The sequence below is a fragment of the Pseudomonas sp. GNP013 genome (assembly GCF_054343995.1).
Genome location: NZ_JBTGUT010000001.1, coordinates 1,866,242 through 1,889,397, shown reverse-complemented (window position 1 = coordinate 1,889,397; position 23,156 = coordinate 1,866,242). Strand labels below are relative to the sequence as shown.

Genomic DNA, 23,156 nt, shown 5'->3' with positions numbered 1-23,156 from the left:
CTCCCCTCGTCATTGTGTTTAAAATGCGGCCCGCTCAAACACCGACGCTCACCGATGACCCCAGACGCACTCGCCACCCTGCACGCCCATTTGCTGACCGCCCTGGCCGACGCGCCCGCTGAAACCCGGCGCCTGTTCCACGGCCGTGGCCGCTGCTGGCCGGGGCTTGAGCAGTTGACGGTGGACTGGCTGCAAGGCGTGGTGCTGGTGGCGCTGTTCAAGCAGACCGAGCAGCTGGACGCCTTGAAACAGCAACTGTTGCAGATCGACTGGGCAACCCTGGGTGTGCGCGCCGTCGCCCTGCAACACCGCTACCTGCCGCAAAGCACCACCGAGTGGCTGGTGGGCGAGCCCATCGACGAGTTGACCATCACCGAAGGCGGCCTGCGCTACCTGATCGACCTCGGTAAAAAGCAGAACAGCGGCCTGTTCCTCGACATGCGCTATGGGCGCAACTGGGTGCGCGAACAGGCCCGGGATCAACGGGTGCTCAACCTGTTTGCCTACACCTGCGGGTTTTCGGTGGCGGCTATCGAAGGCGGCGCGGCCCATGTGGTCAACCTGGACATGGCCCGTGGCGCCCTGAGCCGAGGTCGCGACAACCATCGCCTGAACGGTCACGACTTGGGCAAGGTCACCTTTCTGGGCCACGACCTGTTCAAATCCTGGGCCAAGGTCACTCACAGCGGCCCGTACGACCTGGTGATCATCGACCCGCCGTCCTTCCAGAAAGGCAGCTTCCTGCTGACCAAGGACTACCAGCGCGTGCTGCGCCGCCTGCCGGATTTGCTCACGGCGCAGGGTACGGTGCTGGCCTGCATGAACGATCCAGCGTTTGGCGAAGACTTCCTGATCGACGGCGTCACCCGCGAAGCACCGGGCCTGCGCTTTGTAGAACGCCTGGAAAACCCGCCGGAATTCCCCGATATCGACCCACAGAGCGGGTTGAAGGCCCTGGTGTTTCGCCAAGGCTGATGCCGAAACGTCCTACGCTTGCTAACCTAAGCGGTAGATCGGGGTGGTGAACCTTATCCCCCCATTCCCGGTCGATACCTGCATTCCCCCGGCCAGACTCGACGGCGTCACGTTGTCGGCTGCCCTGTTACACCTTTTGGAGAAACGCCCGTGATCTCGACCCTGCATGTAGCCAGACTCAAAGCCTGGGGCGCCCATGGCTTTACCGCCACCGGCGTGGTCCTGGCCTTCCTGGCCACCCTGGCGCTCCTGGAAAACTCGCCCAAGGCCTGCCTGCTGTGGCTGGGTCTGGCGCTGGTGGTGGACGGCGTCGACGGCTCTCTGGCGCGCAAACTCAACGTCAGCACGGTATTGCCCAGCTTTGACGGCTCGGTGCTGGACCTGGTCATCGACTACCTCACCTACGTGTTCATTCCCGCGCTGTTTATCTATCGCTACATCGACCTGCCGGAATTTACCCACCTGTTCACCGTGTCGGTGATCCTGGTGTCGTCGCTGTTCTGCTTCTGCAACGTCAACATGAAGAGCAAGGACAACTACTTCGTCGGCTTCCCGGCCGCCTGGAACGTGGTCGCGTTGTGCGTCTACATCATCCAGCCGGACGCCTGGGTGACCCTGACCACCGTGATCGGCCTGGCCCTGCTGACCGTCACCCCGATGAAGTTCCTGCACCCGTTCCGCGTGAAGCGCTTCATGCCGATCAACATTGCGGTCACCACTATCTGGCTGCTGTGCAGTTTCCTGATGGTCGTGGACCACCCCAACACCAACCCGTGGACGTTCGGGCTGTGGTCGCTGATGTCGGCGTACTTTCTCGGGATCTGCGTGTGGCGCACCGGGCTTGAGTGGCTCGAAGCGCGGCGTTGAGCCGTTATTGCGCAACGAAGCACGCCCGTACAAGCCCGGTGCCGGATTTAACGCAATAGTGATGCAGTTTTTCACTCTGGCTTTAATGCACAAGGGAGTTTCAGATGAGCGCATTCGTTGCCAAAGACGGCACCCGGATCTACTTCAAGGACTGGGGCAGCGGCAAGCCCGTGTTGTTCAGCCACGGCTGGCCACTGGATGCCGACATGTGGGAATACCAGATGGAGTACCTGAGCAGCCGTGGCTACCGCACGATTGCCTTTGACCGTCGCGGCTTCGGGCGCTCCGACCAGCCCTGGACCGGCAATGACTACGACACCTTCGCCGACGATATCGCCCAACTGATCGAGCACCTGGACCTTGCGGACGTGACCCTGGTCGGCTTCTCCATGGGTGGCGGCGACGTGGCGCGCTACATCGCGCGCCATGGCAACGCCCGGGTCGCAGGCCTGGTGCTGCTGGGTGCGGTGACGCCGATCTTCGGCCAGCAGCCGGACTATCCAACAGGCGTGCCGGCTGAGGTGTTCGACGGTATCAAGGCCGGCCTGCTGAAGGACCGTGCGCAATTTATCAGCGACTTCAGCAGCGCATTCTTCGGGATCAACAAGGGCCAGCAGGTTTCCCAGGGCGTGCTGGCGCAAACCCTGCAGATCGCCCTGCTGGCGTCGCTCAAGTCCACCGTCGACTGCGTCACTGCGTTCGCGCAAACCGACTTCCGCCCGGACATGGCGACAATCGAGGTGCCGACCCTGGTGATCCATGGCGACGGCGACCAGATCGTGCCGTTCGAAACCACCGGCAAAGTGGCGGCGCAGATGATCAAGGGTGCTGAATTGAAGGTGTACAAGGACGCCCCCCACGGGTTTGCCGCGACCCATACCCAGCAGCTCAATGAAGACCTGTTGGCGTTTCTGCAGCGCTGATCAACCGTTTGCACGCAACGCACAGCCACTGTGGGAGCCTCTCTCCCACAGTGGCCTGCGGATCCCTGGCTGACGCGCACTGCCCGTTGCTGGACAATGGTTGGAATCAACCGCCGCAGGCTGCGGTCCCAGTACACACGCTCACTGCAACAGGTATCCCTCCATGACACTGCCCCACACCATGACCCTGATTGAAATCACCGAATTCGGCGGACCTGACGTGCTCAAGCCACGCCAGGAAGCCGTGCCGACCCCAGGCCCGGGTGACCTCCTGATTCGCGTGCACGCCGCCGGCGTCAACCGCCCCGACGCCTTGCAACGCGCCGGCAAATACCCGATGAAACCCGGCATGAGCCCGATCCCGGGCCTGGAAGTGGCCGGTGAAGTGGTGGCGCTGGGCGACGGTGTCACCCAATACAGCGTGGGCGACCGGGTATGCGCCCTGACCAACGGCGGCGGTTACGCACAGTTCTGCACGGTGCCGGCTGGCCAGGCGTTGCCGATCCCCGAGGGCATGGACTGGATTCAGGCCGCAGCCGTCCCGGAAACCTTCTTTACCGTCTGGGCCAACCTGTTCGGCCTGGGCAATGCCCACACCGGCGAACGCGTGCTGATCCATGGCGGCACCAGCGGCATCGGCACTACCGCGCTGATGCTGTGCCGCGAGTTCGGCATCCAGGCCTTCGCCACCGCCGGCAGTGCCGACAAGTGCGCGGCCATCGCCAAACTGGGCGCCGAACCGATCAATTACCGCGAGCAGGACTTCGCCGACGTGATCGCCAAGAAAACCGATAATCAGGGCGTGGACGTGATTCTCGACATCATGGGCGCCTCCTACCTCAACAATAACCTCAAGGCCCTGGGCATGGACGGCCACCTGGTGATGCTGGGCTTCCTCGGCGGCGGCAAGGCCAACGACGTCGACCTGCTGACCATCCTCAGCAAGCGCGCAGTGATCACCGGCTCGCTGCTGCGGGCACGCACCGCCGATGAAAAGGCCGCGATTGCCGACCAGCTGCGCGAATACGTGTGGCCGGTGCTGGCGCAAGGACGCTGCCTGCCGATCATCGACCAGGTGTTCGACTACACCCAGGCCGACCAGGCCCATGCCCGCATGGAAGGTGGCGACCACATCGGCAAGATCGTGCTGCGAGTGATTTAAAACCAGTAAGGAAATCCCGCTGCCTCTGTGGGAGCGGGCTCAGTGGAGAGCGGGCTCCTGTGGCATGCCGTTCAGTTAAGCGCAGATTCCCTGTGGCGAGCAGGCTTGTCCTGCGTTGGGGGGCGCAGCAGCACCAAAACCAGGCGCTGAGCCGTATCAGGTACACCGCGTTTTGCTTGATTGGGGGCGCTTCGCACCCCAACGCGGGGCAAGCCCGCTCGCCACAGGAGCCCGCTCGCCACAGGAGCCCGCTCGACACAGGAGCCCGCTCGCCACAGGGGCGTGTGATTATCTGGGATGGATCACAGCACAGTGAGTTGTGCTACTCGGCGTACGTCGGGTAATCCACATAGCCCAATTCAGAACCGCCATACATCCCTTCAGCACGCAACGGGTTCAACGGCCAATCGTTGAACAATCGCTGCGGCAGGTCCGGGTTGGCGATGAATGGCCGGCCGAATGCAATCAGGTCCGCCAGCCCCGCTTCGACCAACCGCGCGCCACGCTCGGCGGTGTAGCGGCCAGCGTAGATGATGCGGCCGCTGAACGCACTGCGCACGGCCTGGCGGAAGGTGTCGGGCAGGTCGGGGGCGTTGTCCCAGTCGGCTTCGGCAATGGACACGTAAGCGATACCCGACTGCTCCAGCACTTTGATCGCTTCGATATAGGTGTGGTGCGGGTCTTCTTCCACCAGGCCGATGTAGACACGGTCCTGATCGGTGCCGCTGAACAGCGGTGAAAAACGCACGCCCAGCCGCTCGGGCCCGACCACCTGGCTCACCGCCTCGACCACCTCGCGCAGGAACCGCAGGCGATTGTCCAGCGAGCCGCCGTACTGGTCATCGCGCTGGTTGGAATGTGCCGAGATGAACTGGTTGACCAGGTAACCATTGGCCGAGTGAATCTCCACCCCATCGAAGCCCGCGTCCAGCGCATTGCGGGCGGCCTGGGCGTACTGTCCGACCAACTCGTCGATCTCCAGCAGGTTCAACGCGCGCGGCACCGGTGGCTGCACCAGGTCGCCGGTCCCCGGGCCGGTGGCGATAAACGCCTTGGCCTGCTGCGCCTGAATCGCCGACGGCGCCACCGGCGCCGCACCCTCGGGCTGCAAGGCATTGTGGGACACCCGGCCGACGTGCCACAGCTGGGCAAAAATCACCCCGCCCTCGGCGTGTACGGCGTTGGTGACCTTGCGCCATCCTTCGATTTGCGCAGGGCTGTAGATGCCCGGCGTCCAGGCATAACCCTGGCCACGGGGTTCGATCTGCGTGCCTTCGCTGACCATGAAACCGGCGGTGGCGCGCTGACGGTAATACTCGGCCATCAAGTCAGTGGCGATATCACCCGGCTGGGCACTGCGCTGGCGGGTCAGCGGCGGTAATACCACGCGGTTGTTCAAGAGATGATGGCCCAGCTTTACCGGGGTGCTTAAAACGTTGGCAGTCATTGCGATATTCCAAATTCGGGACGAACGAAAACGTTGGCGACTCGTGCGAGTCGCCAGCGATAAAACGGTTAATTGAATTAAGCGGTGAGGTTGAGCAGGGCCTGGGCCACTTCGCTCGAACTGCCGGGGTTCTGCCCGGTAACCAGGAGGCCGTCGACAATCACGAAGGACTGCCAGTCAGCGCCCTTCTCATACTTGCCGCCCAGCTTCTTGAACTCGTCCTCGACCAGGAACGGCACCACGTCGGTCAATTGCACCGCCGCTTCTTCGGAGTTGGAGAAGCCGGTCACGCGGCGACCCTTGATCAACGGCTCGCCATTGACCGCCTTGACGTGACGCAGAGCACCCGGCGCATGGCAGACGAAACCGATAGGCTTGCCGGCACGCTCGAACGCTTCGATCAGCGCAATCGAGGTGGGCGACTCGGCCAGGTCCCACAGCGGTCCGTGGCCACCTGGGTAGAACACGGTGTCGAAATGGTCCGCGTTGAGTGTGTCCAGCTTCACGGTGTTGGCCAGCGCCTGTTGCGCGGCAGGGTCGGCGGCGAAGCGGCGGGTCTGCTCGGTCTGGGCGTCCGGTTGATCACTGACCGGGTCCAGTGGCGGCTGGCCACCGGCCGGAGATGCCAGCACGACCTCAACGCCGGCGTCCTTGAACACGTAATACGGGGCTGCAAACTCTTCGAGCCAGAAGCCGGTCTTGCGGCCGGTGTCGCCAAGCTGGTCGTGAGAGGTGAGTACCATTAATACTTTCATTTTCCAGTGCCTCGATCGATGTGGATGTCAGGGTGTGCAGGGCTGCCCAACAACTGCTGGGTCAGCGACAGCGCTTCGGCAAACGGCTCGGCGCTGCGGGTGATCTTGCTCATGACGCTGGTTCCCAGCCACAGCGCATACAGGCGCCGGGCCAGGCCTTCGGGGGATTGCTCGATAGTCAGCGAACCCTCTTCGACCCCGCCGCGTATCCCCTCGGCGAGTACTTCGATGGTGCGCGAAGTGCCACGTTGCAGGGCCAGGCGCATCGGCTCTGAAAGGTCTGACACCTCGGCACCGAGTTTGACAGCCAGGCATTTGCCGGAATCGGTGCAGCCGGTCTGGTTGTCGATCCAGGCCTGCCAGTAGCGCATCAACATGTTGTGCCGGGACAGGTCGGGCTGGCTGAACAACTGCTGCATGCCGTGCACGTAGTTGTCGAAGTAGGTGTCGAGCAACACCACACCGAATGCGTCCTTGGAGTTGAAGTAGTGATAAAACGAACCTTTGGGCACCGCAGCGGCCTGCAGTATTTCGTTCAGGCCCACCGCAGAAAATCCCCTGGCGCCGATCAGCGGCTGCGCGCTGTCGAGAATCACTTGCCGGGCACTTCTGCTGTCGTTGCTCATGCTTGCCTCCCTCCGATTAGACCAGTCGTCTAGTTCGTGAAGCCATGGTAGGCAGCGTGGCAGAACCTCACAATGTCAGATCCGCAAGGATTTCGGACATGGGTCGAAGTCGGTTGCCGTTTACCCGGCGCCCGCCGACAATTCACTCCCCGCGCCCCTTGGAGAATAACGATGCACAGCGTTGCGCTGATGGTTTACCCGAACTTCCAGTCCTTGAGCCTCAGCCTGGGCTCGGTGTTCGAGTGCGCGAACCTGCTGCGCGGCGAGCCGGCCTATGCGTTTCATCTGGTGTCGGAGAGCGGCGGCGCGGTGATGACGTCCCAGGGCTTTTCGGTAAACACCTCGCCCCTTCGGCCAGAGGGTTATGACACGTTGATCGTCAGCGGCTACCTGGAGTTTCGCCTGCCGGAAGCGAACCTGCTGGAGCTGGTCAAGGCCGCGTCCGCGCAGTCACGCCGGGTGGCGTCGCTGTGCATGGGGATTTTCGTGCTGGCCGAAGCCGGGTTGCTGGAGGGCAAGCGCACCACCACCCACTGGATTCACGCGCCAGCGTTTCGCAAACGCTATCCGCACATCCGCCTGGAAGAAGACAAGCTGTTTGTGGTGGACGGCCAGGTATGGACCGGCGCCGGCATGAGCGCCGGGGTCGACCTGGCCCTGGCCATGGTGGAGAACGACCTGGGCAGCGACCTCGCCCGGCGCATCGCGCGCAAGCTGGTGATCGCCCAGCGCCGCGGCAGCGAGCAATCGCAGTTGTCGGCCCTGCTGGAGCTGGACCCAAAGTCCGACCGCGTGCAACTGGCCCTGGCGTACGCCCGCGAGAACCTCACCCATGACCTGTCGGTGGACGCCCTGGCCGAGGTCGCCCGGCTCAGCCCGCGCCAGTTCAGCCGGGTATTTCGCGAAGAAACCGGGCAGACGCCGGCCAAGGCCATCGAATCACTGCGGGTGGAAGCCGCGCGGGCGATGATGGAAACCAGCCGGCACCCGGTTGAGGTGGTGGCCCGCGAAACCGGATTCGGCGACCGCGAGCGCATGCGCCAGGCGTTTCTGCGGGCGTTCGGGCAACCGCCTCAAGCGATGCAGCAGGCCTTCAATGCAGCGCCGCCCGCGTAATCAGGTAAGTCACCAGGTGCGGGTCATCGTCCAGCTCAAGGGTCTGCACCGGGCGCGGCAGGTAATCGAGCACCGTGCGCCAGAACGCCTGTGACACTTCATCCTGGTCATAAAAGCGCACCAGCCAGTTGGCCTCGCCGCTGCACAGCACCTGGGTGGCGATGGCGCGGCCGATGCCCCTGCGGCGGTAGCGCTTGAGGATGAACAGGTCGGCCAGCTCCAGGGCATCCAGGCCCAACTCGCTGCCTTCTATCAGCATGAAACCGGCAATGCAGCCATCCACCAGCAGCAGGTTGGCGCTCCATTGCGGGTCTTGCCAGTAGCGGGACAGGTGTTCGTCATGGATATAGAAACGGCCATCCGCTTCGACATCCTCCTGCTCCCAGTCCGAGGACTCGTAGGCATAGTACTGGTACAGATTGCGGATCAACTCGGCTTCTTCGGGGCCGGTCTGGATCAATTCGACGGTGGTTTCAGGCATGGGGCTCTCAGTGAAATAACGCAGGGCGCCATTGTTCACAAAACCTCGCATCAAGCCAATGCCGAGTGAATCCTTTCTGTTGGCTGAACGGAATGCAGATAGCGAGGGCGCCGGCCACCATCCTGAAACATTTGGAATAAACTTCGCCGATTCCCGCGCTTCTCAAGGACATGCCTCGTGACCAACGTTTGTACCGCCGGCCTGGATGTCGGCTTTGCCTCCCTGGATTACCTGCAGATTTTCTTTTTGGGCGTGATTCAGGGCATCACCGAACTGCTGCCGGTGTCGTCCACCGCCCACATGCGCGTGGTCCCCGCCCTGCTCGGCTGGCAGGATCCGGGCTCGGCGTTTTCGGCGGCCATGCAATTGGCGGCGCTGGCGGCCGTGGTCAGTTACTTCTGGCGCGACGTGCGCCAAGTCACCACCGGCAGCATCGACGCGGTGCGCCGGGGCAACTACAACGACCGCTGGTTCAAGCTGGCGGTGGCGATTGTGCTGGCGACCATCCCGATCTGCATTGCCGGGCTGGTGCTGTCTTCGACCCTGAATGCGTGCAACTCGCCGTTGCGCGGGCTGATGGTGATCGGTTTTTCCTGCGTGGTGATGGCGGTATTGATGGCGGTGGCCGAGCTGCGCGCCCGGCATACCCGTGACGTCAGCCAGATGCGCCTGCGTGATGCGCTGATTGTAGGGGTTGCACAGATTGGCGCGCTGATTCCCGGGGTATCGCGCTCGGGCTCCACGCTGACGGCGGCGCTGTTTCTCAACTTCAAGCGCGAGGAAGCCGCACGTTTCTCCTTCCTGCTGGGCCTGCCCGCCATCGCCCTGGCCGGGTTGAAAGAGCTGTGGGTGTTGCTGCACGCCGACCTGCCCGCGCACGCCTGGCCGCACCTGCTGTTCGGGCTGGTGGTGGCGAGCATTTCGGCATTTTTTGCGATCTGGGGGCTGATGAAGTTTCTGGAGCGCTTTTCAACCTGGCCATTTGTGGTCTACCGGGCGCTGCTGGGCGTGTTTTTAATTGTGGCGGTCAGTACCGGCCTGTTGAGCTGAGTCGCCTTGCACTGAAAAACCTTTAAAGCCTGCGACATTCAACGCTCAGTCCGCCAGCCTCAAGTAGCTGGCTCTCGATCACTACTGGCAGGCAACGCTGAATACTGAAGCCCTAGCGGACGGTGTGGGAGCTTGCTCCCACATTCGGGTGTTGGATTACCAACCCTCCTTCAACATGCGCAGCTCCAGATGCTGCAACAGCATGATGGTCTTGCCATCGACAATCTCGCCACTGTGCACCATCGCCAGCGCCTGCTCGAAGCCCAGCTCCAGCACCTCGATGTCTTCGCCCTCTTCTTCCAGGCCGCCGCCCGCGCCGACTTGATCGGCCGGCTGATATTCGCCAAGGAAAAAGTGAATGCGCTCGGTGACCGAACCCGGGCTCATGAACGCCGCGTAGATTTTCTCCACATGGCCGACGCGGTAGCCGGTCTCCTCTTCGGCTTCCAGGCGGATGCGTTCTTCGGGGCTGGCGTTGTCCAGCAAACCGGCGGCAGCTTCTATCAGAAAACCTGGGTAATCATTGACGAAGGTGGGCATGCGAAACTGGCGCACCAGCAGCACGCTGCGCTGCTCGCGGTTGTACAGCAGGATGGTCGCGCCGTTGCCGCGGTCGTACACCTCACGGGTCTGGGCTTGCCAGCTGCCGTCCCGGCGGCGCAGGTCGAACGTGTATTTTTTCAGCAGATACCAATTGTCCGAGAGGGTTTCTTCGGCAGTGATCCGTACGGGGCTGTTGTCCATGGTCGGGCCTTAGTGCGTGGGAGGTGGAGCATGTCGCGGCTGTCTTGCCAGCGTCAAGTTGAAGCAGCTTGCAACACCTTGCAAGCAACCGGTCGCTACGGCTGTCGCATTAATCCCTGCCGTTGCAGGCCATCTGGTAAAACCCGTGCTTCATCTGATTTCAGGAATGTTCATGCCTTCACGTTTATTGTCCCGCCTGGGCCTGCGCTGGTTTGCGCTGCTGTGCATGACTCTGCTGATCGTCGGCCTGCCGGTGGGGTGCGCCGTGCTGCAACACAAGGAGCGCGAGTTGGTGTTCCGCATCGAACCGGGCACCGCCGGCTGGTACAGCGGTTTACCCAAAACCGTGCAGGAATTCGAGCTCAAGCCTGCCAGTTTCAAGGCGGGACAGAATATCCATGGCTGGTGGTATCCGGCAGACCGTCAGGACGCACCCTCGATCCTTTACCTGCACGGCGTGCGCTGGAACCTGACCGGCCAGCTGTTTCGCATCGAACAGTTGCACGCCCTGGGTTACTCGGTGCTGGCCATCGACTACCGCGGCTTCGGCCAGAGCCACGGCGACCTGCCCTCGGAAACCAGCGTCTACGAAGACGCGCGCATCGCCTGGGAGCGCTTCCAGGTGCTGCAACCGGACCCTGGCAAGCGGCTGATCTACGGGCATTCCCTGGGCGGCGCGGTGGCCATCGACCTGGCGGCGCAACTGGGCAGACAATCCCCTCTGCCCGTGCGCGGTCTGGTGATCGAATCCACCTTTACCTCGCTGGCGGATGTTGCCACGGCCGTGGCCAACACCTCGCTGCCGGTGCGCTGGTTGCTCTCGCAGAAATTCGATTCGATCGACAAGATTGCCGACATTCATATGCCGCTACTGGTGGTGCACGGCCTGGATGACCGCTATGTACCGCCGCGTTTCAGCGAGCAACTGTTTGACGCCGCGCGCGAGCCCAAGCGGCTGTTGCTGGTACCCGGCGCCAGCCACAACAACAGCCTGAGCCTGGCCGGGCGCAATTATCGCGAGGCATTGGATACCTTGATGCGAACCGAGATGCCGGCACAGGTGGTCACACCGTCCACAGGGCGCGGCGGCGACTCCTGATTGCGCTTTTCGGCACTGGCTTCGCGCTTGCGTGTCAAGCGCCAACCCTGCCCATGCTGGCCCGCGCCCGAAGTTGATCAAATAATAACCTGAGCTTAAATCGCCAAGCCTGCCGGGCCTTCGCAAAGTTATCCACAGAGATACCCACGGTTTTCGTGGACAACTCTTTTTATATTTTTACGGTTTTTTTTCCAGCAGACACAGCGCATCGGCCACGGCATGGCCACTTGCGGTGTTATCGAAGATGCACCAGGTGGGCACGCCGGCGGCAGTGGATTGGCGCAACGCTTGCGCCTGGAGCGCAACGCGCTCGGGGCCATAGGCACTGTGATAGATCCGCGGCGAACCATGCAGGCGCCAATAGCGCACGCCCTGCCAGGCGTCGACAGCATCAATGACCACCGGGTCAGCGGTCACCCAACCGATCTGGTACGCCTGCAACAACGCCCCGGCCGCCGCCCAACTGGCATGCCGCGGCTCCAGCACCACATCGCCGGCAAAGCGTCGTCGCAGTGCCTCGAAAAAATCGCCGGCCACTTCGGTCTCGTAGCTCAGCGACGGCGGCAACTGCACCAGCAGGCAGCCAAGTTTCTCGCCCAGGTGCAGGCATTGTGCGAAAAATTCATCGAGTGCCGTTTCGCATCGCTGCAGGCGCAACTCATGGGTAATGTGCTTGGGCACCTTCACCGAGAAGCGAAATGCCGACGGCACCGATTGCGCCCAGCGCTCATAGGTGTTGGGCAGGTGCGGTCGGTAAAACGAACTGTTGATCTCTACTGCGTTGAAACGCGACGCATAGCGCTGCAAGTGGCTGCCCTCGTCGGCAAACGCCGGCCAGTGCTCACGCGGCAGACTCCAGCCCGCGCAGCCCACAAACAGCGCTCCGGTCAAAACAGCACCATCACGTCATCGGCTGGCTCAGGCTCGATGCCCGGTTCAGACGCCGTGAGGGCGCTGGCCATTTCAGTGACCCTTGGCGAGCTGTTCATTGATCGCATCGGTCTGGCGCTCGAGGTCCTTGATCTCGGTAGGCGTCAGCACTTTATCGACGGTTTCGGTCTTCGCGTTCGGGCGCTCCAGGGTCTTCCCTTTGGCGGGGCCGGCCGTGCCTTTTTGCGCGTCTTCAGAGCTGATCGGGTCCGGGGTTTTATCGGCGGTGGTGTGGTCGGTCATGGTGAACAGTTCCTGGCAATTGAAGGCCGCCAAATCGGCGGGTGCTTATGCAGCAGAGCCCATCGAAATTCGATGGTTCAAGAAAATTGCCAGTGCCGACCGTTGGGAAAATCGCTGTAAAAAAATTTAAACCTTTTGCCCAGGCACCGGTTCAACAAACAGGTACGGCATCACCCCACTCAAGGAGATTCACCATGACTAATTTGCTGATGAAACAAATGGGCCTGACCTTTGTGCTGGTTGCAGGCTCGATATCCGCCGCGATGGCCGCCACGTCCAATGACTTTGTCGACCATGCCGCGCAAGGGGGTATCACCGAAGTCGAGGCCGGCAAACTCGCGCTGGAAAAAAGCAGCTCGGCTGACGTGAAGACCTTCGCCCAGCACATGGTTACCGACCACACCAAGGCCAATCAGGAACTGATGGCCCTGGCGAAAAAACTCGACATCGAAGTACCGGATGACGCAGCGCTGACCGACAAGGCCAAGAAAGCCATCCTGGAAATGCGTGATGAATCGTTCGACAAGGCCTACGCCAACAACCAGGTAGACGCCCATGAAACAACCGTCGAACTGTTCAGGAAAGAAGCCGCTTCCTCGGACAACGCCGAGCTGAAAGCCTTCGCCACCAAGACCCTGCCAACCCTTGAAGCCCACCTGAAAATGGCCAAGGAGCTGCAAGCCAAGCACGCCCATTAATTCATAACTGACTCAAGGAGACACCTGATCATGAGTACGCAACTCAACGGCAAGAAGATCCTTGTCATCACCTCCAACACCGGTATCGAGCGCGACGAATTGCTCAAGCCGCTGCAAGCCCTGCGCGGTTACGGCGCTACGGTTACTCACGGCTCCAGCAAAGGCGGCACCACGCAGACCTTTGTCGGCGACACCGAGAAAGACCAGAGCGTGGAATCCGATGTGCAGCTGTCGGATGTGGCCAGCAGCGATTTCGATGCACTGGTCATCCCTGGCGGCACCGTCAATGCCGACACACTGCGTCAGGACCGGGCCGCACTGCGCCTGATCAACGATTTTGCCAAGAGCGGCAAGACCATCGCGGCGATCTGCCACGGCCCCTGGGCGCTGATCGATGCCGGCGTGATCGAAGGCAAGACGCTGACCTCGTACAAAAGTGTCCGTATCGACCTGGAAAACGCCGGTGCTGCCGGCTGGGTCGATGCCGAGGTCAAGCAGTGCAAGGCCAATGGCTGGACCTTGATTACCTCGCGTACACCGGATGACTTGCCGGCGTTCAACGAGGCGATTGCCACGGCACTCGCAGGCTGATTGCCCGGTACAACGTAAACAGGCGCCATTCGGCGCCTGTTTTATTCAATCCTCAGCACTTCAGCTTTTGCGATGATCTGCCATCTCACGCTTGGGACCGAACATTGCCCATGCAATCAGTCCAAGCAACGGCACAAAGATCAGGATGATCAGCCACAACCCCTTCGTCTCCCAGCCGCCCGTGCTGCGCAGCACCACATTGATTGCCCACAATTCTGCGAGCAGCAGAATCACCGCCAATATGATCCAGATATATTCCAATTGCATGATTCACCTCCTGAGGTCTATGCATTAGGTCAAGCAGATCGCCCAAGGGTTCCATTGAATTCTTGCGAGCGGCGCTCGCGCCTGCGTGCGCTGCACGCTCATGAAGCGCTGCCGGTGCAGGCGTTGTGCAATCCCCCAGTGATGCAACCATGCAAGGTGCACGACGGCGCCGCGTTGGATTCAAAATAAATTGTTGATTCCTATAGGTTTTATTTTTAAAGCAAGCTGGTACGCCTGATGCAACCCTTCTACGGACGAGGCGCGCATTTCGACGCGCCCGAACGTTATCCGTGAGGTTCGACCATGAATGCCATTGACCTTCTCAAAGCCGACCACGAACGCGTCAAAGCCCTACTGACCCAATTGAGCGAGTCCACCGAACGCGGCGTAAAAAAACGCACCGAGTTGCTGGCCAAACTGGAAATGGAGATCAGTCTGCACACCAAGCTGGAGGAGGAAATCCTCTACCCGGCCTTTAGAAAAGCCGGCGGCAAAGAGCAGGACATCATGTACCACGAAGCCAAGGAAGAGCACCGCACCGTCGACTCACTGGTGCTGCCTGACCTCAAGCAGACCGAGCCCTCCACCACCGAGTTCTCCGGTCGCGTAAAAGTGGTCAAGGAACTGCTGGAGCACCACATCGAGGAAGAGGAAAGCGAGATGTTCCCCCAGGCTAAAAAACTGCTGGGCAAGGAAATACTCGAAGAACTCGGCGCCGAGATGGAAGCCATGAAAGCGGCCTACAAGAAAACCATGGGCACCAAGCCGATGGCGGCCTGATGCGCAATCGCCGCTTGAAGTCGAAGGGTTTCACACTACGCTCTCCATGTAGGTGTTCCCAATCAGGCGACAGCATTGTTTGATCTGGTTGAAATACGATCCGGGCGCTGCATTGGCAGCGTTCGGGTTTCAGTCAATGGATCGAGGGGATTACGTCATGAAGACCATCACATCCCGTAACCTGTTTCTGGTCATGGCCTTGTCAGCTGCCCTGGCAACCCCGGCATACGCTGCGTTTGGCGATGATGTCGGACCGGCGGCGACCCCGCTGAACGGCGGTTCTGCCCTGCCACCGGGCTCCGGGCATGGCAGCCGCTCTGACCACGACAAGAAAAAAACCACCCGCGTAAAAACACAGAAGCCTCACGCTACGCAGACCCACACACCCAAATCTTCCGAGCGTTCGCAATCGCCTGACGACGAGAAACCTCGTCCGGCTGATTGAACAGGCAAAATGGTTCCAGATGTTGCCGCACCACGTGCAGCCCAAGCCTGCGCGGGATAATTCTGCCCGTGTGATTTTCCTGTCACACAACGCGCAGGCGCGGTGTAGTGGGCGCGCCCGCGCCGCTGACATCTAAAAAATCACTCGCGCACACTGCACCTGTGGCAGAACGTCGCAGATTACGCCGGCTGGCCAGGGTTGATAGACTGGGCGTCCTCCACGCTTGTTCTTTCAATGCCTGCTGCTCAAAGCCTGATGTGTCCATTCGGCGCAGGGCGGGCGTTACACAGGATGCACCGTTGATGAGTACGTTATTCACCCGCCGCACAGTGCTGACCGGCATGGGCCTGCTGGGCCTGGGCCTGCTCAGTGGCTGTGACAGCAGCCCCAGGCTGAACTTCAAGTACGGCAAGGACCTGAGCGACAAGATCATGGGCCGTACCTTCAAGCTCAAGAACACCGAGGGTGAGACCGTCACCCTCAGCTCCTACCGTGGCCTGATGCCGGTGGTGTTCTTCGGCTTCACCCAATGCCCGGCCGTGTGCCCGACCACCCTGGCCCGCGCCGCCCAGGCCAAAAAGCTGATGGGCCGCGACGGCGAGATCATGCAGGTGATCTTCATCACCCTTGACCCTGAACGTGACACGCCGGAAATCCTCGACAGATACGTCAAGGCGTTCGACCCCAGCTTCGAAGCGCTGTACGGCACCCCGGAAGAAATCGCCGTGGCGGCCAAGGAGTTCGGGATCTTTTATGAAAAGATTCCCGCCGGCGATACCTATACCCTGTCCCACACCGCCACCAGCTTTGTATTCGATACCCGTGGCAACCTGCGCCTTGGGCTGCAGGCGTCCCTTACCGCTAAAGAGTGCGCAGAAGACCTGCTCACCGTCATGGAGGTCTGCTAATGACTGCCGTTCAACACCTCAAACGCCTGACCGCGGGCCTGGCCCTGCTCGGCCTCGCCGCCCACGCCAGTGCCCAGGTCCAGGTGACCGATGCGTGGGTGCGCGCCACCGTGCCCGGCCAGCCGTCCAGCGGCGCCTTCATGACCCTCACGGCGGACAGCGACAGCACGCTGGTGAGCGTGGCGACGCCAGTGGCCAGGGACGTGCAGATCCATGAAATGAGCATGAAGGATGACGTGATGCGCATGGGCCCGGTGGATTCGGTCGCGCTGCCGGCAGGCAAGGCGGTCAAGCTCGACCCCAACGGTTACCACGTGATGCTGATGGGCCTCACCGGGCAGATCAAGGAAGGCGAGCAGGTGCCGCTGACCGTCACGGTGGAATCGGCCAAGGGCGAGAAACAAGTGATCCAGCTGCAGGCCCCGGTGCGCGGGCTCGATGGCATGGAGCACATGGACCACAGCAAGATGCATTGATCGCCCGGTGGCTGACCGATACCGGACGTGTCGCCACCGCCCAACGATGGAGCCGCCGCCATGATGCTCACGCCCTCTGATGCCCCTACGCAGGCGCCGCGCTTCTGGCGCGATGCGCGCCTGCCATTCATCGAAGCGCGGACCATCGCCGACGGGCGCAAGGTGACGTACGCCCGCCACGCCCACGAACACTTCTCCATCGGCGCGATCATCACCGGGCGCAGCTATTACCACCATGGCGCGCAGACCTTCCAGATCAGCGCCGGCACCGTGGTGTTGATGAACCCCGGTGATGTGCATGCCTGCAACCCCATCGACAACACACCGTGGTCCTACCACATGCTCTACCTCGATACGCCGTGGTTGACCGACCTGCAATATCAATTGGGCTTCAGCACGGATCACGGTTATCGCCCTTTCAGCACGCCCTATTCACGCGACGCCGTGCTCTACAACGGCTTGCTCGCACTCTACCGTCTGCTGGTGGATGAACAGGCCGAACTCCTGCAAAAACAGAGCGCGCTGGTGAGCTACTTCACCGAGGTGCAGCAACGCCTGAACCCTTCGCGGGCGCCGCTGCGCGAGGCCAATCACAAGCTGGAACGCGCCGCCGATTACATCCGCGCGCACTGCACCGACACCTTGAAGCTGGAGGACATTTGCCTGGCGGCCGAGCTCTCGCCTTCGTACCTGATCCGCGCGTTCAAGCAGTATTGCGGGCTGACGCCGCATGCGTTCCTGGTGAACCAACGCATCCAGTTTGCCCGCAGCCAATTGCGCAATGGCGAGTTGATCGCCGACGTGGCCCTGGCTGCCGGCTTTGCCGATCAGGCGCATTTCCAGCGCGCCTTCAAACAGCACTTCGCGGCCACGCCCGGGCAATACCGCGACGTGCTCAAGTCATCAGCAAATAACCCACACTGGCCACCAGCAACGCGGCCATCACGCGGTTGAACACGCGCACGCCGCGCGGGTTGGCCAGGTAGCGGCGCAAAAAGGTGCCGGCATAGGCCCAGCACGCCACCGACAGGTAGCAGATCACCAGATAGATCGCCGCAAACAGCCATACTTGCGCGGCATCGCCATCCGCCACGAACAACCCCATGCCTGCAACGCAAGCGAGCCAGGCTTTCGGGTTGAGCCACTGCATCACCGCGCCGTAGAGCATCGACGGCGCGCTGGCGCGGCCATCGGCGTCGAGCCGGCCGTCATCCGTCGCGAGTTTCCACGCCATATACAGCAGGAACGCCACGCCGCCCCATTGGATCACCTGAGTCAGCAATGGCCAGCGCACCAGCACCTCATGCAGCCCCAGACCGATCAGCACCAACAGCACGGTAAAACCGCTGGCCGCACCGAGCACATGCTTCTGGCTGGCGGCAAAACCAAAGCGCGCCCCGGAGCTGAGGGCGACCACGTTCACAGGGCCTGGCGTGATGGAAGTGGCCAGGGCGAAGGCAGCCATGGAAATGATCAGGCTCATTGCGGTTCCTTTTTGTGAGCGAAGGTGGAGACAGCTCACGGTAAGGCGCTCAGCGGCTGCGGTATTGAACAAAATGCCCCTGCTGAAAAATTGCCCGAGCCCCACCAACATTCCAACGGTGGGAGGGGGCTTGCGCCCGATGGCGGTGTACCAGCCAAAGATATACCGACTGATTCACCGCTATCGGGAGCAAGCCCCCTCCCACATTGCGGTTCATGGTGGTATCCAAACGATTGGCAAGGACTCAGGTAACCATGCAACACGGGCTTTGCATTGCACATCTTTGCTGTGCTTTGCAGCCACGCACCTGGCGAAATTAACAACGATTAACTCGCCAGCCAGGTGACCGGGCACCATCATCAAGCGCGTCTACACTGCATCCATTCACCGGGAACGCTCCCATCGAAAACGGATATTCGTCATGGCCCGACTTGAGTATTGCGCCCCCCGTGCGCCCACCGCCGGCGGCTTGTGCCCGCGACGCGAGCGTATCGCCAAACAGCTGATCCTCGCCCACCTTGGCGAAAGCCTGGCGATTGCCGACCTGGCCCAGGCCTGCGCGCTGTCACGCAGCCATTTTTCCCGCGCGTTCAAATGCACCACCGGGCTCTCGCCCCAGGAATGGATCCGTCGGCAACGCATCCAGCGCGCCAAGGAGCTGATCACCGGGTCGTCCTTGAGCCTCACGCAAATCAGCCTGGAATGCGGTTTTTGCGATCAGGCGCACTTCAGCCACATCTTCACCCGCAGCGAAGGCGTCAACCCCATGACCTGGCGAAATCACCACTCGCGCCCGGTCATCGCCGCCTAGTGGTCGGTGCGGGCCTGGACTATGCTGAGCGTCTCCGTCTCCCCGAGCATGGCCGTCCATGAACGACCTCAGCGACCCGGCCGTGCACTTCGGCCCCTATCAGGTTCACCCGCGCCAGCGCCGGGTGCTCGAGGCAGGCCGGCCGTTGCGCCTGGGCCGGCGTGCGGTGGACATTCTGCTGGTGCTGCTGGAGCACGCAGGCGATGTGGTGAGCAAGCAGGCATTGATCGCGCGGGTCTGGCCCACCAGCGTGGTGGAGGACGGCAACCTGCGTGTGCACATGGCGGCGCTGCGCAAGGCTCTGGGCGACGGCCAGGCCGGGCAGCGCTATATCGTGACGGTGGCCCAGCGCGGCTACAGTTTTGTCGCGCCCCTGAGCATCGAGCCCATGACCTTGCCCCATGACGGCCCACGCCCGTGCCACAACCTGCCGCTGCGCCGCACCCGCATGATCGGGCGCCAGGCGCTGATCGACACACTGGTGCAGCAACTGCCCCGGCAGCGCTTTATCACCCTGACCGGCGCCGGCGGCATCGGCAAGACCACCGTGGCGCTGCGGGTGGCGGAGCTGCTGATTGGGCACTACCGCGACGGCATTCGCCTGCTGGACCTTGCGCCGCTGAGCGCGCCGTCGATGATCCTGCCCAACCTCGCCACCCTGCTCGACCTCACCCCCAGCGCCGATGAGCCGCTGCCGAGCATTGCCCGCAGCCTGCACGAACGCCAGTTGCTGCTGGTGATCGACAACTGCGAGCACCTGCTCGATGACATCGCCCTGATCAGCGAAACCCTGCTACGCCAAGCGCCTGGGCTGCACATCCTCGCCACCAGCCGCGAAGCCCTGCGCGCCGAAGGCGAACAGGTGCAACGCCTCGAGCCGCTGGCCTGCCCGCCCGCCACCGGCAACCGCGCCCAGGCCCTGGGTTACCCGGCCATGCAGTTGCTGATCGAGCGCGCCATCGCCCATCAGGACAGCTTCACCTTGAGCGAGGCCGAACTGCCGCTGGCGATTGAGATCTGCCGGCGCCTGGACGGCATTCCCCTGGCGATCGAACTGGTCGCGGCGCAGGTCGAGCGCTTCGGTCTGCCGGGCCTGCTGGTGCAGCTGCAAGACACCTTCCGCCTGCTGACCCATGGCCGGCGCAGCGCCCTGCCCCGCCAGCAAACCCTGCGGGCCACGCTCGACTGGAGCTTCGACCTGCTCAACGGCGGCGAACAGAGCTGCCTGCGCCGTCTGGCCGTGTTTCGCGGAGGTTTCAGCCTGGCCAGTGCGGTGGCGGTGATCGCCGGAGCGCAGCAGGTGCCGGCCGATGTGCTCGGTTCAATCACGCAACTGGTCGCCAAGTCCCTGCTGAACGTGGAGCCCGGCGACGACGAAGTGGTGTATCGCCTGCTGGACATCACCCGCACCTACGCCCTGGAAAAACTCACCCTGGCGGCTGAACTCGACGCCACCCACGAACGCCATGCCGCGCGCTGCCTGGTGCTGATGGAGCAGGCCCGCGACGACTGGGAACTGACCGCAACCCAGGCCTGGATCGACCGCTACGCGCCGCTGCGCGAAGACATCCGCGCCGCCCTCGATTGGGGCCTGGGCGATGCCGGCGCGCACGTACTGGGGATTCGCCTGACGGTCAGCGCCATGCCGCTGTGGCAGGAGCTGTCACTGCTGCGCGAACAGGCGCTGTACGTGGGCAAGGCACTGGCCCTGCTGCAGCGGGCCAAGGTGCCGTGCACGCAACTGGCGATGCAACTGCAACTGGCGCTGGGCAGCCTGTCCTACCACGCCATGGGCGGCGCGCCGCAGACCATCGACGCCTTCGTCAGCGCCCGTCGGCTGGCCGAAACCCGCGGGGACATTGCCGGTCAGTTGCGCGCGGTGTCCGGGCATATGGCGGTGAGCCTGTGCGCCGGTCGCTACCGTGAAGCCCTGAGCATGAGCACTCAGTTCGATCGCCTCGACCCGCGCAGCGACCCGCTGCTGGACTTGAGCGCCCAACGCCTGCGCGTGCTGGCGCAGCATTACGCAGGCAACCAGGCGCTGGCCCGACACAACGCCGAGCAGGTGATCCAACGCATGGCCCAGAGCGGCCATCTCAATCGCTTTACCCACTCTTTTGGCGTGCAATACGACCAGAGCGTCGCCTCGCTCACCGTGCTGGCGCGGGTGCTGTGGTTGCAAGGTTTGCCCGAGCAGGCGTGGCGCACCGCCAGCCAGGCCCTGGAACTGGCGCTGCAGATCAACCATGGCACCACCCTCTGCTACACCCTGGCGCTGGCCGGCGTGGTGATTGCCCGCTACAACGGCGATGAAGCGTCAGCGCAGTCGTTGCAGGCGCTATTGGAGCAGCAGGCGCACAAGCATTCGGCGCAGTTGTTCCAGACCTGGGCGCAGCTGTATGCGCAGCACCTGTCGATCGACGCCATGCAAGGCCTGGACCTGGTCAAGGACATCCTGATCACCCTGGGCGTGGGGCACGTGGATGATGCCTGGTTCGAACGCGTGCGCAGCGGCGATGGCGGCTGGTGCGCACCGGAGATTTTGCGCGTACGCGCCCAGGCGTTGCCCGACAGCGCCGCCGCCGAGGCGTTGCTGCGCGACGCCCTGGGCCTGGCGCACCAGCAAGGCGCCCTGGCCTGGGAGTTGCGCTGCGCAACCTCACTGGCGCGGCTATGGCAGCGCCAGGGTCAGCGGCACGCTGCGCACCAGTTGCTGAGTTCGGTCTACGCGCGCTTCACCGAAGGCTTCGCCACCCGCGACCTAATGCGCGTGCGCCGCCTGCTCGACGAGTTGCAGGACAAACGGCTGGCCTGAAAACGGCCCCAGGTAGTGCCCATAGTGCTGCTGCAAACGCGCCACCTGCTGCGGGTCACGTAACTGCGCCAGGGCGTAGCTGCGCACGCAGTTGAGCAAGCGATAACGCGACGGGCCAGGGCCCGGTTCCACCTGCAACAACGAGGTGTCGACCAGCCGCGCGAGCAGGTAAGGCAGGTCCGCGTGAGCAAGCTCGGTGCCGGCGATTCGCTCGGTCAATGCAGGCAAGGTCAGCGCCATCCGGAACACCCCCAACTGCAGGAACAACCAGCGTTCGGGCACGCTCAAGCGCTCGTAGCTCCACTCCAGCGCGGCGGTCAGGGACTGATGCCGTGCGACCGCCGTGCGGCGGCCACGGGCCAGCAGTTGCAGGCCATTACGCAACTGCGCCTGCACGCCCTGCACACCCAGCGCATGGACCTGGGCGGCAGCCAGCTCCAGGGCCAGGGGAATCCCGTCCAGCCGCCTGCAGATATCGTGCAGCGCCGGCAAGTCCTGCGCACGCAAGACAAAGCCCTGCTGGGCGGCCTGCACCCGAGCGACAAACAGCTGCACCGCCGGGCACGCCATGGCCTGTTCAACAGGGCCGCCGGCTGAGGGCAGCGCCAGAGCCGGCACGCGCTGCAGCCATTCGTCCGGCAACTGCAAGGCTTCGCGGCTGCTCAACAGCACCGTTACCTGGGGCGCCTGTTCCAGCAGACAGCGCACCAGGTGGCGGCAGGCACCGAGCAGCAGGTCAGCGCCATCGAGCACCAGCAACAGCTGGCGCGCGGTCAATTGGCGGCACAGTTCGCCGACGGTGTCACAGGACACCAGCTGCAACGCGCTGCACAGATGGCGCAGCATCGACTGCGGCGTCGCAACCGTGGCCAGGTCCACCCACCACACACCCTCGCGGTAACGCGGCAGTACGCGTTCGGCCAGCGCCAGCGCCAGGGTGCTCTTGCCGATACCGGCGCACCCGGTGAGGGTCATCACGCGTTGCCCGCACAAGCGTCGCCCCAGGGCACCCAACAGCTCGGCGCGGCCGATCACCGGGCTGAGCCGGGCTGCGAGGTTATGGCGCGCGATTGTGGGGGGATCGACGGCTTGCAGCGGCGCGACAAAGCAGTAGCCGCGCTGCGGGTCATTGACGATGCAGCGCTGCCCATCCAGCGCCCGACGCAGTGCCGCGATGTGCACGCGCAGGTTGTTTTCCTCCACCACGCTGCTCGGCCACACGCGGGCAATCAACGTCTCCTTGCCGACAAACCGGCCACGCGCCTCCAGCAGCACCACCAGGATATCCAGCGCCCGACCGCCCAACGGCACCGGCCAGCCGGCCTTGCTGACCAGGCGCTGTTGCGGGTGAAAGGTGTAAGGACCGAAACTCAGTGTCGGGGCATTGTTCATCTGTGCACAGCGCTGGAACACCCGACCTTGGGCGTCTGCGCATCCTTTTCCAGGGGCCTGGCGTTATCTTGC

Annotated in this window: 26 protein-coding genes; 16 read left to right on the top strand and 10 right to left on the bottom strand. The window is 62.8% G+C overall.

The features are described 5' to 3' along the window. The first annotated feature begins 54 nt into the window (after positions 1-54). The 4 genes from ACXX81_RS08560 (at position 55) to ACXX81_RS08545 (ending at position 3,927) form a co-directional block, all read left to right on the top strand. A complete protein-coding gene (locus ACXX81_RS08560; RefSeq protein ID WP_209982544.1) occupies positions 55-975 on the top strand; it encodes a class I SAM-dependent methyltransferase in 921 nt (306 codons plus the stop codon). A gap of 150 nt (positions 976-1,125) precedes the next feature. Next, positions 1,126-1,842 carry a phosphatidylcholine synthase gene (gene pcsA / locus ACXX81_RS08555; RefSeq protein WP_003239175.1) on the top strand — a complete coding sequence of 239 codons (717 nt, stop codon included), beginning with the start codon at positions 1,126-1,128 and terminating at the stop codon, positions 1,840-1,842. A 104-nt stretch (positions 1,843-1,946) separates the two neighbouring features. Beyond that, positions 1,947-2,765 carry an alpha/beta fold hydrolase gene (locus ACXX81_RS08550; RefSeq protein WP_209982546.1) on the top strand — a complete coding sequence of 273 codons (819 nt, stop codon included), beginning with the start codon at positions 1,947-1,949 and terminating at the stop codon, positions 2,763-2,765. Between the two features lie 163 nt (positions 2,766-2,928). Next, positions 2,929-3,927 (top strand): NAD(P)H-quinone oxidoreductase, encoded by a 999-nt coding sequence (locus tag ACXX81_RS08545; RefSeq protein ID WP_458571504.1) that lies wholly within the window; start codon positions 2,929-2,931, stop codon positions 3,925-3,927. A 322-nt stretch (positions 3,928-4,249) separates the two neighbouring features. Here the strand turns inward: ACXX81_RS08545 and ACXX81_RS08540 are convergent, their stop codons facing one another. The 3 genes from ACXX81_RS08540 to ACXX81_RS08530 form a co-directional block, all read right to left on the bottom strand. Beyond that, positions 4,250-5,374, bottom strand: a complete 1,125-nt coding sequence (locus ACXX81_RS08540) for an alkene reductase (RefSeq protein WP_458571503.1) — start codon at positions 5,372-5,374, stop codon at positions 4,250-4,252. Positions 5,375-5,451: 77 nt separating this feature from the next. Further along, positions 5,452-6,129, bottom strand: a complete 678-nt coding sequence (locus ACXX81_RS08535; RefSeq protein ID WP_003239372.1) for a type 1 glutamine amidotransferase domain-containing protein — start codon at positions 6,127-6,129, stop codon at positions 5,452-5,454. Next, positions 6,126-6,755, bottom strand: a complete 630-nt coding sequence (locus ACXX81_RS08530) for a TetR/AcrR family transcriptional regulator (protein WP_209982552.1) — start codon at positions 6,753-6,755, stop codon at positions 6,126-6,128. The genes ACXX81_RS08535 and ACXX81_RS08530 overlap by 4 nt, the downstream gene beginning before the upstream one ends. 171 nt (positions 6,756-6,926) lie before the next feature. On the opposite strand from ACXX81_RS08530, the gene ACXX81_RS08525 reads away from it, so the two are divergent. Continuing rightward, the gene (locus ACXX81_RS08525) at positions 6,927-7,871 is read left to right on the top strand and encodes a GlxA family transcriptional regulator (protein ID WP_209982555.1); all 945 of its coding nucleotides are present in this window, start codon (positions 6,927-6,929) and stop codon (positions 7,869-7,871) included. Here the strand turns inward: ACXX81_RS08525 and ACXX81_RS08520 are convergent. Continuing rightward, complete coding sequence (locus ACXX81_RS08520; protein WP_231423352.1) at positions 7,849-8,352, bottom strand: GNAT family N-acetyltransferase; 504 nt, start codon at positions 8,350-8,352, stop codon at positions 7,849-7,851. The two genes, ACXX81_RS08525 and ACXX81_RS08520, sit on opposite strands and share 23 nt — an antisense overlap. Positions 8,353-8,529: 177 nt before the next feature. Here ACXX81_RS08520 and ACXX81_RS08515 point away from each other — a divergent pair, with 177 nt between their 5' ends. After that, positions 8,530-9,402 (top strand): undecaprenyl-diphosphate phosphatase, encoded by an 873-nt coding sequence (locus ACXX81_RS08515; protein WP_458571502.1) that lies wholly within the window; start codon positions 8,530-8,532, stop codon positions 9,400-9,402. Between the two features lie 156 nt (positions 9,403-9,558). Here the strand turns inward: ACXX81_RS08515 and ACXX81_RS08510 are convergent, their stop codons facing one another. Next, positions 9,559-10,146, bottom strand: a complete 588-nt coding sequence (locus ACXX81_RS08510) for an NUDIX domain-containing protein (RefSeq protein ID WP_209982561.1) — start codon at positions 10,144-10,146, stop codon at positions 9,559-9,561. 172 nt (positions 10,147-10,318) lie between these two features. On the opposite strand from ACXX81_RS08510, the gene ACXX81_RS08505 reads away from it, so the two are divergent. After that, the gene (locus ACXX81_RS08505) at positions 10,319-11,245 is read left to right on the top strand and encodes an alpha/beta hydrolase (protein ID WP_231423349.1); all 927 of its coding nucleotides are present in this window, start codon (positions 10,319-10,321) and stop codon (positions 11,243-11,245) included. Between the two features lie 177 nt (positions 11,246-11,422). Here the strand turns inward: ACXX81_RS08505 and ACXX81_RS08500 are convergent, their stop codons facing one another. Both ACXX81_RS08500 and ACXX81_RS08495 read right to left on the bottom strand, forming a co-directional pair. Then, on the bottom strand, positions 11,423-12,136 hold the full coding sequence (locus ACXX81_RS08500) for a DUF72 domain-containing protein (protein WP_322213867.1): 714 nt from the start codon (positions 12,134-12,136) through the stop codon (positions 11,423-11,425). Positions 12,137-12,208: 72 nt separating this feature from the next. After that, positions 12,209-12,418: a hypothetical protein gene (locus tag ACXX81_RS08495; RefSeq protein WP_458571501.1), complete on the bottom strand. Its 210-nt coding sequence runs from the start codon at positions 12,416-12,418 to the stop codon at positions 12,209-12,211. A gap of 194 nt (positions 12,419-12,612) precedes the next feature. On the opposite strand from ACXX81_RS08495, the gene ACXX81_RS08490 reads away from it, so the two are divergent. Together ACXX81_RS08490 and ACXX81_RS08485 are read left to right on the top strand one after the other, a co-directional pair. Next, on the top strand, positions 12,613-13,116 hold the full coding sequence (locus ACXX81_RS08490; protein WP_458571500.1) for a DUF4142 domain-containing protein: 504 nt from the start codon (positions 12,613-12,615) through the stop codon (positions 13,114-13,116). 30 nt (positions 13,117-13,146) lie between these two features. After that, positions 13,147-13,707 carry a type 1 glutamine amidotransferase domain-containing protein gene (locus ACXX81_RS08485; RefSeq protein ID WP_458571499.1) on the top strand — a complete coding sequence of 187 codons (561 nt, stop codon included), beginning with the start codon at positions 13,147-13,149 and terminating at the stop codon, positions 13,705-13,707. A gap of 60 nt (positions 13,708-13,767) precedes the next feature. Here ACXX81_RS08485 and ACXX81_RS08480 read toward each other — a convergent pair whose 3' ends face one another. Then, the gene (locus ACXX81_RS08480) at positions 13,768-13,974 is read right to left on the bottom strand and encodes a PLDc N-terminal domain-containing protein (RefSeq protein WP_209982573.1); all 207 of its coding nucleotides are present in this window, start codon (positions 13,972-13,974) and stop codon (positions 13,768-13,770) included. A gap of 303 nt (positions 13,975-14,277) precedes the next feature. Here ACXX81_RS08480 and ACXX81_RS08475 point away from each other — a divergent pair, with 303 nt between their 5' ends. From ACXX81_RS08475 to ACXX81_RS08455, 5 genes are all read left to right on the top strand, one after another. Then, positions 14,278-14,754 carry a PA2171 family ribosome-binding persister protein gene (locus ACXX81_RS08475; protein WP_209982575.1) on the top strand — a complete coding sequence of 159 codons (477 nt, stop codon included), beginning with the start codon at positions 14,278-14,280 and terminating at the stop codon, positions 14,752-14,754. Positions 14,755-14,911: 157 nt separating this feature from the next. Further along, positions 14,912-15,199 carry a hypothetical protein gene (locus ACXX81_RS08470; protein ID WP_458571498.1) on the top strand — a complete coding sequence of 96 codons (288 nt, stop codon included), beginning with the start codon at positions 14,912-14,914 and terminating at the stop codon, positions 15,197-15,199. A 302-nt stretch (positions 15,200-15,501) separates the two neighbouring features. Next, the gene (locus ACXX81_RS08465) at positions 15,502-16,107 is read left to right on the top strand and encodes an SCO family protein (RefSeq protein ID WP_003239336.1); all 606 of its coding nucleotides are present in this window, start codon (positions 15,502-15,504) and stop codon (positions 16,105-16,107) included. Continuing rightward, positions 16,107-16,583, top strand: coding sequence for a copper chaperone PCu(A)C (locus tag ACXX81_RS08460; protein ID WP_209982579.1), 477 nt, complete (start codon positions 16,107-16,109; stop codon positions 16,581-16,583). The genes ACXX81_RS08465 and ACXX81_RS08460 overlap by 1 nt, the downstream gene beginning before the upstream one ends. A 60-nt stretch (positions 16,584-16,643) precedes the next feature. Beyond that, a complete protein-coding gene (locus tag ACXX81_RS08455) occupies positions 16,644-17,537 on the top strand; it encodes an AraC family ligand binding domain-containing protein (protein ID WP_458571497.1) in 894 nt (297 codons plus the stop codon). Here the strand turns inward: ACXX81_RS08455 and ACXX81_RS08450 are convergent. Then, on the bottom strand, positions 17,479-18,066 hold the full coding sequence (locus ACXX81_RS08450; RefSeq protein WP_209982583.1) for a LysE family translocator: 588 nt from the start codon (positions 18,064-18,066) through the stop codon (positions 17,479-17,481). The genes ACXX81_RS08455 and ACXX81_RS08450 overlap by 59 nt on opposite strands. 421 nt (positions 18,067-18,487) lie before the next feature. Here ACXX81_RS08450 and ACXX81_RS08445 point away from each other — a divergent pair, with 421 nt between their 5' ends. Both ACXX81_RS08445 and ACXX81_RS08440 read left to right on the top strand, forming a co-directional pair. After that, positions 18,488-18,877: a helix-turn-helix domain-containing protein gene (locus tag ACXX81_RS08445; protein WP_231423336.1), complete on the top strand. Its 390-nt coding sequence runs from the start codon at positions 18,488-18,490 to the stop codon at positions 18,875-18,877. A gap of 58 nt (positions 18,878-18,935) precedes the next feature. Beyond that, complete coding sequence (locus ACXX81_RS08440) at positions 18,936-21,692, top strand: ATP-binding protein (RefSeq protein WP_458571496.1); 2,757 nt, start codon at positions 18,936-18,938, stop codon at positions 21,690-21,692. Here the strand turns inward: ACXX81_RS08440 and ACXX81_RS08435 are convergent. Further along, positions 21,639-23,084 carry an ATP-binding protein gene (locus ACXX81_RS08435; RefSeq protein WP_458571495.1) on the bottom strand — a complete coding sequence of 482 codons (1,446 nt, stop codon included), beginning with the start codon at positions 23,082-23,084 and terminating at the stop codon, positions 21,639-21,641. The genes ACXX81_RS08440 and ACXX81_RS08435 overlap by 54 nt on opposite strands. Between the last annotated feature and the right edge of the window lie 72 nt (positions 23,085-23,156).